Source organism: Streptomyces sp. AC627_RSS907 (assembly GCF_019049165.1).
The window spans coordinates 1-16,680 of sequence record NZ_JAGMUE010000044.1; the positions used below are offsets into that span (position 1 = coordinate 1).

Here is a 16,680-nt window from a genome sequence, read left to right on the forward strand (position 1 = left end):
GCCCACCACCGGCGGCACAGGCACCGCCCCGGCCCACCGCCGGAGGCCCCCGCAGGTGTCACCCCATCCCACCCGCCGGAGGCACCCGCACCACAGCCCCCGCCCCCGTCGGGCCGGCCGCCCCGCCCAGCGCCCCCCGCCGGGGCGCGATCCCCGCCGGCACCGCGCGCTGCCGCGCCGGCGTACCCGTCCAGCAGGTGCCACGCCGGGCGAGAAGGCGCCGAAGCCACAGCTCCAGGGAGACCAGGTCGGCCAGCCCGTCCAGCGGCAACGCCTCGCCCGCCGCGGCCCCCCGCACCGCCTTCCGCACGGTCCGCGCCTCGACCAGCCCCGCCTCCGCGAGCAACGGCGTGTCGAACAACCCCAGCAGGGAGTCCGCGGCGACCCGCAGCCCCGTCCGCGCGGCGGACGCCGCCACCGCCTGCGTCGGCGCACCCCAGCCGCTCGGCAGATCGCTCACCCCCGCCCCCTCCAGCACCGTCCGCAGGATCGCCGCACGGGCCCCCGGCTGCACCCGCAGCGCCTCCGGCAGCGCACGGCACGCGCGGACGACCTGGTTGTCGAGGAACGGCGTGTGCAACCGCTGGAAGCGGATCTCGGCGGCCTGCTCCAGCACCCGCACGTCCGCCGCCTGCCGGGCCAGTGCCGCCCGCGCCCGGAAGTCACCGGGCCGCTGCCCCGGACCGACCCCGGACCGCTGGGAGGACGTCTGCAGACGAACCGATACTTCGGCCAGCGCCTCTCCGGTCAGCCACCGCGCCGCGGGCCCCGGCCCCGCCCAGGAGAGCACGGCGAGCGACGCCTCCATGGCCCCGTCACCAGGTGTGTCGAAACGCCGGCGCAGCAGCCGTTCGGCGAGCACCTCGAGCCCGGTGCGGTACGGCGTCCGCGCGAGCCGCCGCGCCGCGGCGTACACGCGCGCGGGCACCAGCACGGAACCGTCGGCCTTGGCCAGCGCGGCGACCGGCCGTACGAGATGGCGCCGCTTGCGGTCCATCAGCAGATCGGCCAGCCGCGCCGGATGCGCGTCCAGCACCTGCCGCGCGCCGTACCCCGTGAAGTGGTCGGCACTGCCCGCGGCCAGCCGCGCCCGATGCCGGGCCGCCGCGACGAGGCAGGAGCCCGGTTCGTCCGTCAGCGGCCCGTCCAGCGCGGCGTACGGCAGCACCGTCTCGTCACCGGCGACGACCACATGGTGCAGCCGCGGGTTGGCGGCCAGCGCACCCGCCCGCTCCAGCTCGGACTCCTGCCCGCCGACGGCCAGGTCGTTGAAGGTGACGGCCAGCAGGCGCTCCCCCGCCCCCGTGCCGTGCCCGAGCACGGTCCCCGGCGACCCCGGCAGCCCGGCGGCCAGCAGCGCCAGCGTCCCCGAGGCCGGTCCGCCGGACAGGTCGGCGCCGATCCCGGGGACCGGCATGCCACGCGCGGCGCGTCGTTCCGCGGGCCCCATGCCGGGCACCGGCCCGGGGTCGATGCCGTCCCCGGGGACGTGCCGGGGCGCGGCCAGACGCGTCCGCACGGCCTCGACCAGGGCGTCCCGCACGCCGTCCACCGCCCGGCCGGGGTCGGCCGGGGGCGCCGCCACGGCGAGGGAGGCCACCGGCTCGTACCCGGCGATCTCGCGCGCCCCGGCGCGAAGGATGAGCGCGTGCCCCGGCGGAACGCGCTTCACGCCGTCGTACGGGGTGGCGTCGTCCAGCGCGGCCGGCACGTCGGGCGCGGCGAGCAGCGCGGCGAGGTACCCGAAGTCGAGGTTGGCCTCGACGAGGTCGGCCAGGGGCAGCGCGGCGGTCGCGTACGCGGTGCCGCCGGCCCAGGGGGTGTGGAACACCGGCCGTACGCCCGCGAGGTCACCGCAGACGGTGATGCGCCGCCCCACCTGGACGACGGCCGTGTAGCTGCCGGGCCACGCCGTCAGGTGCCGAAGTGCCCCTCCCCGCGCGGCGAACAGCCCGACCCTCAGCTGCTCGTCGGACGCGCCGCAGATGCCGAGGACGGCGATCCGGGTCTGCGGGTCCGCCGTGACGACGCGCACCTCGTCGGGGCGCCAGTCGCCGACCGCCCACAGGGGGTCGGGGTCGCCCCACACCATCTGGGATCCCACGGGCTGTACGGTCTCGCCGTCGTACCCGGTGGCCCCCGCGGAACCGCCCGCTCCGGCGCCTGGCGCGGCCATGGCGGCACTGCTCCACCCCACCAACCACCGCATCGACGCCTCCACAGGCTGGGGACAACCAGTGCACCGTACGAACTGGTTCCCCATGCTGCCATGAAGGGCGCGCCGCAGAGCGTCGGCGGAGCCGCGTGTGCTCCCATGAATGCGCCCCCGCGGAGACCCGCGCGAGAACGCCGACTGCCTGTCCGAGAGCGCGAAGACGACGCGAATGCGCCCCCGTATCGCGCCGTTTGGCTCCCCGGAGCGCCCTCAACTCCCATGGTGAGGGCGGTACTCCCCTGATACCCCCAGGGTCGATTTTCGGCCGAATCGACGTCGCATGGACGCGTTCGAACACGCTCCGTACAGGCTTTGCGCACCGCCCGGCGGTGCGCGGTCCGGGGGGCGAGGCACGCCCCCCGGACCGGTCCGCCGCCCGCGGGGATGTAGGCGGCGGCATCCCCCAGCCCACCGGATCCAGTACAGCGGGCCGGCCCACGCGTCCCCATGGAACCGCTCCCCCGGTGGCCGGAGTAGAGCGCACGGACGGGCGCACGGCCACACAGCGGGAGCGCGCCGCAACAGACCGTGCACGCGCCGCACTTCAGTACGGACCACAATCCCGCCATCCGGAACAATGCCTCTTAACGCATGGGATGCGGCGAACTACGCTGGGTTTACGAATGCCGCGTGGTTATGCCAGCGCGGCAGCCGTCTGTGTCGAGGGGTGGCGCATGTCCAGGGAGCAACGCGGGCCGAACGAAAAGCTCGGCACGGTTCTCGCCCTCGCGGGAATCAGCAACGCAGGACTCGCGCGGCGCGTCAACGACCTCGGCGCCCAACGCGGGTTGACTCTTCGCTACGACAAGACGTCGGTGGCGCGCTGGGTGTCGAAGGGCATGGTGCCGCAGGGTGCGGCACCGCACCTCATCGCCGCCGCCATCGGCCAGAAGCTCGGCCGCCCGGTACCGCTCCACGAGATCGGCCTGGCGGACGCGGACCCCGCCCCCGAGGTGGGCCTCGCCTTCCCGCGGGACGTCGGCCAGGCGGTCAGGTCCGCCACCGAGCTCTACCGTCTCGACCTCGCCGGCCGCCGGGCCGGCTCCGGCGGCATCTGGCAGTCGCTCGCCGGATCGTTCGCAGTGAGCGCATACGCAACGCCCGCCTCGCGGTGGCTGATAACCCCGGCCGACAGCTCGGTGGCGCGCGACGCGAGCCCGGCCGAGGGCTCCGGCGCACCGCTCAAAGTCGGCCACAGCGATGTGCAGAAACTGCGGGAGGCCGCCGAGGACGCCCGCCGATGGGACTCCAAGTACGGCGGCGGCGACTGGCGTTCGTCGATGGTCCCCGAGTGCTTACGCGTCGAGGCCGCGCCCCTGCTCCTCGGCTCCTACTCCGACGAGGTCGGCCGCGCCCTGTTCGGCGCCTCGGCCGAACTGACCCGTCTGGCGGGCTGGATGGCCTTCGACACCGGCCAGCAGGAGGCGGCCCAGCGCTACTACATCCAGGCCCTGCGCCTGGCCCGCGCGGCGGCCGACGTCCCCCTGGGCGGCTACGTACTCGCCTCCATGTCGCTCCAGGCGACCTACCGCGGCTTCGGCGACGAGGGAGTGGACCTCGCGCAGGCCGCCCTCGAACGCAACCGGGGCCTGGCCACAGCCCGCACCATGAGCTTCTTCCGCCTGGTCGAGGCCCGCGCACACGCGCGCGCGGGTGACGCACCGGCGGCCGGCGCCGCCCTGAAGGCGGCCGAGAGCTGGCTGGAGCGCGCCCGGCCCGGCGACAGCGACCCGACCTGGCTGGGTTTCTACTCCTACGACCGGTTCGCCGCCGACGCGGCCGAGTGCTACCGCGACCTGAAGGCACCACGCCAGGTCCGCCGCTTCACCGAGCAGGCCCTGTCGAAGCCGACGGAGGAGTTCGTACGCTCGCACGGCCTCCGGCTCGTCGTCTCGGCGGTGGCCGAGCTGGAGTCGGGCAATCTGGACGCGGCCTGCGAGCAGGGCGTGCGGGCGGTCGAGGTGGCCGGCCGCATCTCCTCCGCGCGCACCACCGAGTACGTCAGGGATCTCCTGCACCGCCTGGAGCCGTACGGCGACGAGCCCCGCGTGGCCGAGCTGCGCGAGCGCGCCCGTCCGCTCCTGACGACGTCGGCCTGAGCCCGCCCGTTCCGGGTTTGAAGGCATTGTCAGTGGCGCAGTGCACTATCGAAGCCGGGAGGTGGGCCGGAGGTGGAACGCGTGCGGGCCGAGAGCGCATACGACTGCGACGTGCTGGTGATCGGTGGCGGGATCGTCGGCCTGTCCACGGCGTACGCGATCAGCCGCGCCGCGCCCGGCACCCGCGTCACGGTGCTGGAGAAGGAACCGGGCCCGGCCCGGCACCAGACGGGCCGCAACAGCGGCGTCATCCACAGCGGTGTCTACTACCGCCCGGGTTCCCTGAAGGCGCGCTACGCGGTGCGGGGCGCCGCGGAGATGGTCAAGTTCTGCGCCGAGTACGGCATCGACCACGCGGTCACCGGCAAGCTGATCGTCGCCACCGACCGGGCGGAGCTGCCCCGCCTGCACGCGCTCGTGCAGCGCGGCCGGGAGAACGGCATACCGGTGCGCGAGCTGGGCGCCGCCCAGATCACGGAGTACGAGCCGGAGGTCCGCGGCCTCGCGGCCATACACGTCGGCACGACCGGCGTCTGCGACTACGTCGCCGTGGCCCGGCAGCTGGCCCGGGCATCGGGCGCGCGGATCCGCTACGACGCCGAGGTGCGGCACATCGACCGGCGCCCGGGCCTCGGGGTCGCCGTCCGCACCGGCTCCGGTGACGTGCTCCGCGCCCGGGTCCTGGTGAACTGCGCCGGGCTGCGCTGCGACGAGATCGCCCGGATGACCGGGGACGACCCGGGCATGCGGATCATCCCCTTCCGGGGCGAGTACTACGAGCTGGCGCGGCCCGCGATGGTGCGGGGGCTGGTCTATCCCGTGCCGGACCCGGCCTTCCCGTTCCTCGGGGTGCACCTGACGCGCGGCATCGACCAGAGCGTGCACATCGGGCCGAACGCGGTCCCGGCCCTCGCCCGGGAGGGCTACGGCTGGGGCGTGGTGCGGCCCCGCGAGCTGGGCGGGACGCTGGCCTGGCCGGGTGCGTGGCGGCTGGCCGGGCGGCACTGGCGATACGGCGCCGGCGAACTGCGGCGGTCGCTGTCCAAGGGAGCGTTCACCGCGGCGGTCCGCAGGCTGCTGCCCGGCGTGACGGAGGCGGACCTGGTGCCGACGGCCGCGGGGGTGCGGGCCCAGGCGGTGCTCGCGGACGGGACGCTGGTGGACGACTTCCTGATCCGCGAGGGCGCCCACGCCGTACACGTCCTGAACGCGCCGTCGCCCGCTGCCACGGCGGCGCTGCCGATCGGGCGGGAGGTGGGGCGCAGGGCGCTGGCCATGCTCGGACGGCCGTAAAATTGGGGGCACTGTGTCTGATTTCCGCAGCGCCTCCGACGCCCCCCAGCCAGCCGCCCCCCAGGACGGCGCGTCCCTGCGGCACACCCGTGCCAAGGGCGAGCCCCGGTTCCCGGACGGGCCCAAGGCCGACCCCGCCGGGTCGCACTTCGAGCGGCGGATCCGCAGCTTCCAGCCCCGGCGCAGCCGGGTGACCGCCGGGCAGGCGGACGCGTTGCAGCGGCTGTGGCCGAAGTGGGGCCTGGACATCGACGGGCAGCGGGTCATCGACCTCGCCGAGCTGTTCGGGAACACCCGGCCCGTCGTCCTGGAGATCGGCTTCGGCATGGGCGAGGCCACCGCCCAGATGGCCGCCGCCGACCCGGACACCAACATCCTCGCCGTGGACGTCCACACCCCCGGCCAGGGCAACCTGCTCTCCCTCGCGGAGCGATGGGGGTCCCCCCGCTCGGGCGAAGCCGAGAGCGGGGGAGGGCTGTCCAACATCCGGGTGGGCAACGGCGACGCGATCATCCTCCTGCGCGAGATGCTCGCCCCCGACTCCCTCGCCGGCCTGCGCGTGTACTTCCCCGACCCCTGGCCCAAGAAGCGGCACCACAAGCGCCGGCTGATCCAGCCGGAGTTCCTGACCCTGGCGGCGTCCAGGCTCGCGCCGGGAGCCGTCGTGCACTGCGCCACCGACTGGGAGCCGTACGCGGAGCAGATGCTCGAGGTCCTCACCGCGCACCCCGACTTCGAGAACACCGTGCCCGGCGGCGGTTACGCGCCGCGCCCCGCCCACCGGCCGCTGACCCGTTTCGAGGGCCAGGGACTGGACAAGGGACACGTGGTGAACGACTTGCTCTTCCGCCGCGTACAGCACTCCGTGTCGCACCCCGTACCGCAGCGCGGACAGGGCCGCGACCAGTACAAGGAGCAGCCCCCCACCGGTTAGGGTCCATGCCGTGGCCACCTGTCCCCCGTATCCGACGTATCCGCCGCGTCCGCACTGGTGGCAGCGCACCTGGGTGCGTCACGGCGCGCTGATCACCCTGCTGGCGCTCTCCGGCCTGGTGATCCTGGCCCTGGTGCGCGAACAGACCGGGACGCGGGGGTTCCTGGTGGGGCTGGGTCTCGCGGTGCTGCCCGTGCCGCTGCTCGTGGCCGCGTTCCGCTGGCTGGACCGGGTCGACCCCGGGCCCCGGCGGAACCTGCTGTTCTGCTTCTCCTGGGGCGCCTGCGCGGCGGCGTTGATAGCGATCGTCGCGAACAGCTTCGCGACGCGATGGATAGCGACGGCCACCGCCGACCCGGCCGGCGCGGACACCCTCGGCGCCACGGTCATAGCCCCGGTCGTCGAGGAGTCCGCCAAGGCCGCCGCCGTCCTGCTGGTCTTCCTCTTCCGCAGACGGGACTTCACCGGCATCGTCGACGGCGTGGTGGTCGCCGGTGTCACCGCCACCGGCTTCGCCTTCACCGAGAACATCCTCTACCTGGGCACCGCCTTCGGCACCGACCAGCTCACCGGCGACAGCGGCATCGCCTCCGTCACGGCCGCGACCTTCTTCGTCCGCATCGTGATGTCGCCGTTCGCCCACCCGCTGTTCACCGTGCTCACCGGCATCGGCTTCGGCGCCGCCGCGCTCCTGGCCGACCGCCGGCACCTGCACCGCGCCCTGCTCCCGCTGTCCGGTCTGCTGCTCGCGATGGGCATGCACGCCCTGTGGAACGGTTCGGCCTCGTTCGGCGAGTACGGCTTCCTCGCGGTGTACGCGGCCTTCATGCTCCCCGCGTTCGGCCTGCTGACCTGGCTGGTGATCTGGACCCGGCAGCGCGAACTGGGCACCGTGCGGGCCGAACTGCCCGCGTACGTGGCGGCCGGGTGGCTGGCGCCGGCGGAGCCGTTCGTCCTCGGCTCGATGCGCGCCCGCCGCATCGCCCGGCAGCACGCCCGCCGGCACGCCGGGAAGCCGGCGGCGCGGGCGGTGGCGCAGTACGAGGCGTACGCGACCTCACTGGCCTTCCTGCGGCAGCGGGGGCGCCGGGGCAGGGCGGGCGCCGACTACGTCGTACGGGAGCGGGAACTGCTGGACGCCCTGTGGCAGCGACGGGACGCGGCACGTCCGGCCCTGGAGCACGCGGCCCTCGTCACGGCGCCGCGGGCCGTGCCACCGTGGCGGGGGCCCGGGGCGTACGGCCCCTACCCATGCCACGGCCCGTACGGCTACGTCTCCACGACGCCGGTGCCGCCGCAGTACCCCGCGCCGCACTGGTATCTGCCGTACCCGTCGCCCCGTCCCTACCAGCGATAGCCGCCCGGACGTCCGGCCCTGGCGGCGAGGCCTGGGCGAACGGCTTCCGCGGGGACCGGCAGCCCTGACGTCGGGGGGTCTGCGTCAGGACCGCCGGGGATCAGCGGCGGCGGGCGCCGGGAACGGTGCGGCTCAGAGAGTGAGGCCCTTGCTCTGCAGCCACGCCATGGGGTCGACGCCGCCGCCCGAGGCCGTGTGGACCTCCAGGTGGAGGTGGGCGCCCGTGACGTTGCCGGTGGCGCCGACGCGGCCGATGACGTCACCGGTGCTGACCTTCTGGCCGACGCTGACGCTGATGGAGGACTGGTGGGCGTACCAGATCTCGGTGCCGTCCTCGAGGGTGAGCACCGTCTTGTAGCCGTACGACCCGTCATAGCCGGCCGACGTGATCGTGCCGCTGTGCACCGCCTTGAGCAGCGTGCCCGTGGGTGCGGCGAAGTCGAGGCCGGTGTGGTGACCGGAGGACCAGTAGGCGCCGGCCTGGCCGAAGGTGGAGGAGATCGTGTACGAGGAGGTCGGCAGCGTGTACTGCTTGGCCAGCTTCGCGAGCCGCTCGGCCTCGGCCTTCTTCGCGGCCTCCTCCTCCGCCTTCTTCTTGGCGGCGGCGGCCTTGGCCTTGGCTTCCCTCTCCGCCTTGGCGGCGGCTTCCGCGGCCTGCTTCTCGGCGGCGGCCGCAGCCTCCGCGGCGGCCTTGCTCTCGACCTGGGCCTGCTGCTGCTCGGCCTGCGCCATGATCCGGGCCCGCAGGGTCTCACCGGCGTCGGTGGTGCCCTCCGTGGTGTCGGTGGAGGTCGTGCCGATGCTGCTGAGGGGGGTGGCGGTGCCCTGCGGCTCCGGCTCCTCGTCGCTGTCGGAGATCAGCGAGCCCACGTTCGGCAGGTCCGGCATGGAGATCGGCACCGGCGGCTTGCCGGTCTGCGCGCTGGCCATGCCGCCCGCTCCGACGGCGGCGATGACACCGACGCCGAGGACGGTGGAGCTGCGGGCGAGCCCGCCGCGCTGCTTGGCGACGCGGTGCCGGCCGCGTACGGGGCGGATGGACTCCTCGGTGGGGTTCCATTCCTCCCAGGGGCCCTCTTCGGCGCGGTGGCCGTCGTAGCCGAAGGTGTCGGTGCCGTGCCCGCTGGGCACGAACGGGGCCTCGGGGGCAGGCCGGTTGGACGCCACGTGGGCGTACTCCTTTCCTTCCTTCCGCCTACCGGGTTAGCTGACGGGTTCGGAGCAGGAAGGTCTCCTACGCGCGTATACCGGCCGTGTCTCCACGGCGGCATACGCCCGATTCACCCCAAGGTGGTGGTTCCCCGGTTCCCTTACGGGATTCGGCGCGTGCGCACGGAGCCGCCTTCTGTGACGGCTGGGACGACCGCGCTGCGTTATCGAACGTTAATAGACGGGGGCCTCGGATTCCAAGCCGTTCCGCTTGATCGTTAACGGATCCCCGGCGGACGTAAGCCTCACGAGCGGCGAAAACAGGGCGACTTGACCACCCCTCAGCGGCGCCTTCCCTCCAGGCCTCTTCTGATGGTGTGTCAGTTGTTATGCGGAGGGCGCTCGCACCGTCACCGATCGTGATGACGGTCAGGGCCGTCGTACGGCGAGCAGGGCCATGTCGTCCGCCATGCCGCCACCGGAGTGCCGGCGCACGTCTTCGGCCAGGGTGTCGAGCAGTCGGGCCGGATGCCGGAAGACGGAACCGGCCAGGCGCTCGTGCGGCTCGTAGAACGCGTTCCGGTCGTCGCGGGCTTCCGACAGGCCGTCGGTGTACAGCAGCAGCGTGGCCCCACCGGGGAAGTCGACCTCCTCCGCCCGGTCGGGCCACACACCCAGCTCTCCCATGCCGAGCGGCAGCGCCGACTCCCGGGCGGGCAGCGAGAGCAGGGTGCCGTCGGCGTACAGCAGCAGGGGTGGCGGATGGCCCCGGTTGACGATGCGGACCACGCCCGCGCCGTGCGGGAGTTCGGCGAGGACTGCGGTGGTGAACCCCTCGAAGGCGTCCAGGCCTTCCCGCCGGGTGCCCTCGCGAGCCAGGGCCCGTTCCAGGCGCTGCGCCACCGCCTCCAGCGTCGACTCCTGCTCGGCGGCCTCCCGGAAGGCGCCGATCACGACCGCGACGGCGGCCACCGCGCCCATGCCCTTGCCCCGCACGTCCCCGACGATGAGCCGCACGCCGTGCGCGCTGTCCTGCACCGCGTACAGGTCACCGCCGATGAAGGCGTCGGCCTGCGCGGCCTCGTAGCGGGCGGCGATCTCGAAGCCGCCGATCCGCTCGGCGGGCTCGGGCAGCACGGCGCGCTGGGCGGCCTCGGCGATCTCACGGACGGACACGAGACGCTCGTCGGTGCGGCGGACGAAGGCGTTGACGAGGACGGCGAGCGCCGCGACCGTCGCGATGGTGATCAGCTCCGTGAGGGAGTCGACGTAGTGGGCGACACCCTTGGTGAGCTGGAGCCCGATCACGGCGACGACGGCGGCGACGCCGGTGAGCACCGTGCCGCGCCGTGAGTAGACCGGGGCGGCGACCAGCGGGGCGGCCGTGTAGAGGGGGCCCGCGGTGAAGTACCGCGGGGTCAGGACGTCGTACAGGACGGCGCTGACGATCAGCAGCACGGGGAGCAGGCGTACGAGGGTCCGTCCGTACGCGGTCCGCCACCGCCGGCCGGGCCCCGCGGGCGGCGGGAGCGCCACCTTGTCACCGAGGCCGGGGTCGGGCACGGGGTCGCCGGGGAGCCGGCCGCCGGCCCGGGCGTACGGTCCCTCGTCTGCCACGTCACCTGGCCGCACCACTCGTCTCCCGCCACCCCGCGACGTCACGCCGCTTGCCGTCCCGTCAATCCAGGTTTCCCGGAGCGGGGGCGGGGGGCGAGCCGTGAGGGCCGACCGGATGACGTCACCGGCCCACGGGCCGGGCCGACGCACCGAAGGCCGGAATCCTCATGGATTCCGGCCTTCGGTCTTCAGTAGCGGGGACAGGATTTGAACCTGCGACCTCTGGGTTATGAGCCCAGCGAGCTACCGAGCTGCTCCACCCCGCGTCGTTGTGTCACCAGTGTACGTCATGTGGGGGGTGGAACGCACACGCGTATGCGCACGGCCGTCTCAGCCCTCCGGCAGGTGCCGGTTCGGCGCCTTCGCCCGCCCCTCGTACTCGGGCAGGACGACGACGGCGGCGCCCCCGGCGGCGAGCACCCCGCTGCCGTCGGCCCCCGGCACGAAGGTGTCCGGCTCCCGCCAGGCCGTGACCACGCGGCGCACCCCGGCGTCGAGGATGAGCCGGGCGCAGGGCGCGGGCCGGGAGGCGCGGCGGGCGCACGGCTCCAGGCTGCTGTACACGGTGGCGGTCGCGAGCCGCGGGTCGGCGGGGCAGGCCTTGGCGAGCGCGGCCTCCTCGGCGTGGACGACGGGGTCGCCCGCCTCGCGCGAGTGCCCCCGCGCCAGCTCCGTACCGTCGGCGGCGACCACGACCGCCCCCACGCTGAACGCCGTCCCGGACGGCGGACACAGCTCGGCCAGCTCACAGGCGAGCGCCAGCCAGTGCCGGTCCGCGGCGGACACCCGGCCGCCGGTACCCGGGGCGGTGGGCCGGTACCGCATCAGCACGACGTCCTCGATGCGCCGCGTCTCCACCAGCGCGAGCCGACCGCCCTGGTAGGCGCCGGGCCCGAACAGGCGGGGCGCCCCCGGGTCCCCGACGAGCAGGGGGGCGACGACGAGCTGCAGTTCGTCGGCGAGTTCCTGTTGCAGCAGCTGGGTGTGGACGGTCCCGCCGCCCTCGACCATGAGCCGGCGTACGCCCCGCGCGGCGTGCAGGTACTCCAGCGCCGTACGCCAGTCGAGTGCGCTGCCGAGCGGCACGACGTCGGCGGCGATTCCCCGTGCGCGGGCCCGCCGGGCGCCCTCGTCCGTGGTCAGGAGGACCTTCTCCCCGCCCGTGTGCCAGAACCGCGCCGCCGGGTCCAGCTCGCCCGACCCACTGACCGTGACCTTGAGCGGGTACTCCGCCTCCCCGGCCGCCACCCGCGCGGCCCGCCGCTCGGCCGAGCCGACCAGCAGCCGCGGGTTGTCGGCACGGACCGTCCCGGCGCCGACCAGGATGGCGTCGACGGACGCGCGCACCTCGTCGACCCGGTCGAAGTCGGCCGGGCCGGACAGCAGGAGCCGCTCGGGGCCGGCGTCGTCCAGGTAGCCGTCGAGGGAGACGGCGGCGGAGAGCAGGACGTACGGGAGGGACATGGCACGCTCCAGCGGGGGACGGCGGCGCCCCCAGCTCGTCGTGCTCGTGAGCTGGGGGCGTGGCGGTAGGCCCTGTGGGACTCGAACCCACAACCAATGGATTAAAAGTCCACTGCTCTGCCAATTGAGCTAAGGGCCCAAGGGGTGTGGCGTGATGGTGCCACACCGAGCATAGCCCGACGCGACCGCATCTCCGATCGGGTATCGGGGATCAGAGATCGCGCATCGGAGATCGGGCGCGGGAGATCGGGCGCAGGAGATCTCGCATCGGAGATCGGGCACGGGAGATCCGGGCACGGGAGATCCGGGACCGGAGATCCGGGACCGGGTGCGAGGGCCGGGTGCGAGGGCCGGGTGGGCGATCGCGGGAGCGGGATTACGGCTCCACCGGCCCGGGGGCGTTCGCGCGGGCCGCCGCGCGGGCCCTGGTGCGTTCGTGGTCGGGGTTGAGGAACCAGTGCCGGGCCGAGGCCAGCCACCAGGTCGCGGCGAAGCCGAGGACCACCAGGACCGCGATCGGCGCGTAGTTGAACGTCTCCCACGTGACCGGGGAGACCTGGGGCAGCATGAACAGGACGGTGATGACGCCGACCCACACCACCGCCACCACGCCCACCACCTGCGACCAGCGCCCCAGGTGCCACGGCCCCCGCTCGAAGGCGGCGCCCCTGCGCACCCGCAGCAGGGTCGGGATGACGTACGCGATGTAGAGACCGATGACGGCGATCGACGTCACCGCGGCGTACGCCGTGACATTGATCAGGTACGGCAGGCCGAGGACCAGCGCGGCCAGTGCCGCCAGCCAGACCGCCGCGACCGGCGTGCGGGTGCGCGGGCTCACCGTGTGCCAGAGGTGGGAGAAGGGCAGCGCGCCGTCGCGGGAGAAGGCGTAGATCATGCGGCTGTTGGCCGTCACCGACGCCATCCCGCAGAACAGCTGCGCCCCGATGACGACGAGCAGCAGCAGCTTGCCCGCACTGGCGCCCAGCGCGTCGAGCAGGATCTGCGCGGGCGGCGCACCGGTCGGCGAGGTGCGGGCCCCCTCGTAGGACTGGACGGCGAAGGTGAAGCCGAGGAGGAGGACGAAGCCCGCGATCCAGGACGTCCAGATGGAGCGCACGATGCCCTTCGGGCCGGCCGTGGACGCGTCGTGCGTCTCCTCCGTCATGTGGGCGGAGGCGTCGTAGCCGGTGAACGTGTACTGGGCCATCAGCAGGCCGATCAGCACGACGTAGACGCCGCTGCCCCAGCCCGTGTTGTTCACGAACTCGCCGAAGACGAACGACGCCGGCTGGTGGTGGTCGGGGGCGAAGGTCAGCGCGCCGACGATCACCGCGACGCCGAGGACGTGCCACCAGACGCTGATGCTGTTCAGGAGGCCGACGATGCGGACGCCGAAGGTGTTCAGCAGACCGTGCAGGACGAGGATCGCGGCGAAGAGGAGGATCGTGCGGCCGGGCGTCACCTCGAAGTCGAACTGGAGGTTCAGGTAGGCGCCGAGGAAGGAGGCGGCGCCGAAGTCGATGCCGGCGGTCACCGCGACCTGGCCGAGCACGTTGAACCAGCCGGTGAACCACGCCCAGGCCGCGGCCGTGCGGGGCGGTGCGAGGCGGTGCGCCCAGAAGTACAGGCCCGCCGAGGTCGGGTACGCCGAGCAGATCTCGGCCATCGCCAGCCCGACGAAGAGGGTCATCAGGCCGACGGCGACCCAGCCCCACGTGATGACGGCGGGACCGCCCGTGTTCATGCCGAACAGATAGAGCGTCAGGCAGCCCGAGAGGACCGAGATGATGGTGAAGGAGACCGCGTAGTTGGAGAACGCCGACATGCGGCGGGCCAGAACCTGGGTGTAGCCGAGCTGGGCCAGCCGTTCCTCGTCCGACAGCCCACTCGCCTTGGCGTCATCTGTCATGCCCCCAGCGATTCCCTCGCCGGGAGCGTGACATGCGTCACTCGTCGGCCGAAAGCGGAGCGCCGTGGCCCCCACCCGGTGGGGTGGGGGCCACGGCGCTCAGTGTGTGCTGGTCGGCGGCTGTTCAGCCGTCAGCCGTTGCGCTTCCAGCGCGGCTTGTCGTCACGGCGGCCGAAGGACGAACCGCGGTGGTCGTCACGGCGGCCGTACGGGCGGTCGTGGCCGCCGGAGCGGAAGCCGGGACGGTCGCCCTGGCGGTCGCGGTTGAACGGGCGGTCGCTGCCACGGTGCCCGCCGCGGTCGCCGCGGTCGTCGCGGCGGAAGCCACCCCGGTCACCGCCGCGGTCGTCACGTCGGTCGTCACGGCGGTCGAACGAACGGCCACCCCGGTCACCCCGGTCGCCACGGTCGTCACGGCGGAAGCCGCCCCGGTCGTCACGACGCTCGAAGGAACGGCCACCACGGTCGTCACGACGCTCGAAGGAACGACCACCACGGTCACCCCGGTCGCCACGGTCGTCACGGCGGAAGCCGCCCCGGTCGTCGCGCCGGTCGAAGGAACGGCCACCACGGTCGTCGCGCCGGTCGAAGGAACGGCCACCACGGTCGTCGCCCCGGTCGTCACGGCGGAAGCCACCCCGGTCACCGCCGCGGTCGTCACGTCGGTCGTCACGACGCTCGAACGAACGGCCACCACGGTCGTCACGACGCTCGAAGGAACGGCCACCTCGGTCGCCCCGGTCGTCACGACGCTCGTAGGAACGGCCACCGCGCTCGCGGTCCGCGAAGCGGTCCTGCCCGTTGCCGCCGTTGCGCTCGGCCTTGTCGACGTCCCGGGCACCCGGCTGCTCCGGCAGCGAGACCTCGGGCTCGGACGCCGCCGCGGCCACCTCGGCCAGCACCGTCTCCGGGTCCTCGCCCCGCTCCCGCGCGACCCTGGCGACCAGTCGGTCCGCCTCCTCGCGCAGCTCGGTGGCACGCCGCTGGGCGCGCTCCAGCTCCTTGGTGAGCTGGGCGACCTCCCGCTCGGCCTGCTGGGCGGCGTTGCCCGCGGACTCCGCCTGGACCTCGGTCATCGACCGGGCACCGGTGATCTCGGCGACCTCCGGCTCGAAGGCGGCGCCGCCCTGGATGATGTGGCGCGTGGCGTCGACGCCCGCGTCCTCCATCAGCCGGAAGATCTGCCGCCGCTGGTGCGGCAGGGACAGGGAGACGACGGTGCCGGTACGGCCGGCGCGGGCCGTGCGGCCGGCGCGGTGCAGGTAGTCCTTGTGGTCACCGGCCGGGTCCACGTTCAGGACCAGGTCGATGCCGTCGACGTGGATGCCGCGGGCGGCGACGTCGGTGGCGACCAGGACGTTGACGTAGCCGTCCTTGAAGTCGGCCAGCGTGCGGGTGCGCGCGCCCTGGGTCATGCCGCCGTGCAGCGCGTCCGCCTTCACACCCGACTCGCGCAGCTGGTCGGCGACGCGGTCGGCGCCCAGCTGGGTGCGGACGAAGATGATGGTGCGGCCCTTGCGGGAGGCGATGGCCGCGGTGACCGGCGCCTTGTCCTTCGGCTTCACGACCAGGATGTGGTGCGACATGGTCGTCACCGCGCCCTGGGCCGCGTCGACCTCGTGGCTGACCGGGTCCTTCAGGTACCGGTCGACGAGGGTCTTGATCTCGTTCTCCATGGTCGCGGAGAACAGCATCCGCTGGCCGCCCGCCGGGATCTGGTCGAGCAGCTCGGTGACCTCGGGCATGAAGCCCAGGTCGGACATCTGGTCGGCCTCGTCGAGGACCGCGATCTCCACGTTCTCCAGGGAGCAGGCACCGCGCTTGATGATGTCGCGCAGCCGGCCGGGCGTGGCGACCAGGATGTCGACGCCCTTCTCCAGGGCGTAGATCTGGTTGCCCATGGAGGTACCGCCGCAGACGACCTTCATCCGCAGGCCGACCACGTCGCCGTAGGGCTGGAGCGCGTCGGCGACCTGCATGGCCAGCTCACGGGTCGGCGTCAGGATGACGGCGCGCGGCTTGTGCTTCTCGGTGCGACCGCCGGCCAGCGTGGCCAGGGTCGGCAGACCGAAGGAGAGGGTCTTGCCGGAGCCGGTACGGCCCCGGCCGAGGATGTCCTTGCCCTTCAGCGCGTCCGGGATGGTCGCGGCCTGGATCGGGAAGGGGCTGGTCACGCCGTTCTGCGCGAGCTTGCGCACGACGCCCTCGGGCAGGCCGAGGTCGGCGAAGGTCACCTCGGGAGCGGCCTCGGCGGCCTCGGTCCCGACGGTGTCCGTGTCGGCGGCCTCGGTGCCGGGGTTCTCGACGGCCTCGGGGCCCTCGGGGATGTCGGCGTTCTCGGGCACGACGACGTGATCAGTACTGATGATGGACATGCGAATGCGAAACCTTCCGGAGTCTCTCGTCGGCACGCGCCCGTCAACTCCGTGAATCGCGATTCGCAATACGACCGCCTCGATGCGGTCCACCACGGCAAGGGAGAGTACGCGCCACACGGCGCGCTCTGCGGTGGCGCCGGGCAAATGGGATCAAACGATCTGCCACCATACGCACTCCCCACCCCAGAAGGCAAACCGAGTAGCACATGCCCAGCTCAGCCGGGTCGCCGCCCGCTCCCGCGACACCCTCCGCGCCCGGGTC

Annotated in this window: 10 protein-coding genes, 2 tRNA genes and 1 riboswitch; of the genes, 4 read left to right on the plus strand and 8 right to left on the minus strand. The window is 73.5% G+C overall.

Annotation, left to right across the window (positions count from 1 at the left end):
- Positions 1–58 precede the first annotated feature (58 nt).
- A complete protein-coding gene (locus tag KUM32_RS11975; protein ID WP_217141834.1) occupies positions 59–2,209 on the minus strand; it encodes an asparagine synthase-related protein in 2,151 nt (716 codons plus the stop codon).
- A gap of 680 nt (positions 2,210–2,889) precedes the next feature.
- On the opposite strand from KUM32_RS11975, the gene KUM32_RS11980 reads away from it, so the two are divergent.
- The 4 genes from KUM32_RS11980 to KUM32_RS11995 all read left to right on the plus strand — a co-directional run bounded on the left by KUM32_RS11980 (position 2,890) and on the right by KUM32_RS11995 (position 7,898).
- On the plus strand, positions 2,890–4,314 hold the full coding sequence (locus KUM32_RS11980) for an MFS transporter (protein WP_217141835.1): 1,425 nt from the start codon (positions 2,890–2,892) through the stop codon (positions 4,312–4,314).
- 72 nt (positions 4,315–4,386) lie between these two features.
- Positions 4,387–5,607, plus strand: coding sequence for an L-2-hydroxyglutarate oxidase (lhgO, locus tag KUM32_RS11985; RefSeq protein ID WP_217141836.1), 1,221 nt, complete (start codon positions 4,387–4,389; stop codon positions 5,605–5,607).
- 13 nt (positions 5,608–5,620) lie between these two features.
- Positions 5,621–6,541: a tRNA (guanosine(46)-N7)-methyltransferase TrmB gene (gene trmB / locus KUM32_RS11990; RefSeq protein WP_217141837.1), complete on the plus strand. Its 921-nt coding sequence runs from the start codon at positions 5,621–5,623 to the stop codon at positions 6,539–6,541.
- Between the two features lie 10 nt (positions 6,542–6,551).
- Positions 6,552–7,898 (plus strand): PrsW family intramembrane metalloprotease, encoded by a 1,347-nt coding sequence (locus tag KUM32_RS11995; RefSeq protein WP_217141838.1) that lies wholly within the window; start codon positions 6,552–6,554, stop codon positions 7,896–7,898.
- Between the two features lie 132 nt (positions 7,899–8,030).
- On the opposite strand, the gene KUM32_RS12000 is transcribed toward KUM32_RS11995, so the two are convergent.
- From KUM32_RS12000 to KUM32_RS12030, 7 genes are all read right to left on the minus strand, one after another.
- Positions 8,031–9,065 (minus strand): M23 family metallopeptidase, encoded by a 1,035-nt coding sequence (locus tag KUM32_RS12000; protein ID WP_217141839.1) that lies wholly within the window; start codon positions 9,063–9,065, stop codon positions 8,031–8,033.
- An 11-nt stretch (positions 9,066–9,076) separates the two neighbouring features.
- A riboswitch (cyclic di-AMP (ydaO/yuaA leader) is annotated at positions 9,077–9,233 on the minus strand.
- 243 nt (positions 9,234–9,476) lie between these two features.
- Positions 9,477–10,679, minus strand: a complete 1,203-nt coding sequence (locus KUM32_RS12005) for a PP2C family protein-serine/threonine phosphatase (protein WP_217141840.1) — start codon at positions 10,677–10,679, stop codon at positions 9,477–9,479.
- A 177-nt stretch (positions 10,680–10,856) separates the two neighbouring features.
- Positions 10,857–10,930, minus strand: a tRNA-Met gene (locus tag KUM32_RS12010).
- 64 nt (positions 10,931–10,994) lie between these two features.
- On the minus strand, positions 10,995–12,128 hold the full coding sequence (locus KUM32_RS12015; RefSeq protein ID WP_217141841.1) for a dihydrofolate reductase family protein: 1,134 nt from the start codon (positions 12,126–12,128) through the stop codon (positions 10,995–10,997).
- Positions 12,129–12,194: 66 nt separating this feature from the next.
- Positions 12,195–12,267, minus strand: a tRNA-Lys gene (locus KUM32_RS12020).
- 237 nt (positions 12,268–12,504) lie between these two features.
- Positions 12,505–14,040, minus strand: coding sequence for an amino acid permease (locus KUM32_RS12025; RefSeq protein ID WP_217141842.1), 1,536 nt, complete (start codon positions 14,038–14,040; stop codon positions 12,505–12,507).
- 131 nt (positions 14,041–14,171) lie between these two features.
- Positions 14,172–16,415, minus strand: a complete 2,244-nt coding sequence (locus KUM32_RS12030) for a DEAD/DEAH box helicase (protein ID WP_217141843.1) — start codon at positions 16,413–16,415, stop codon at positions 14,172–14,174.
- Between the last annotated feature and the right edge of the window lie 265 nt (positions 16,416–16,680).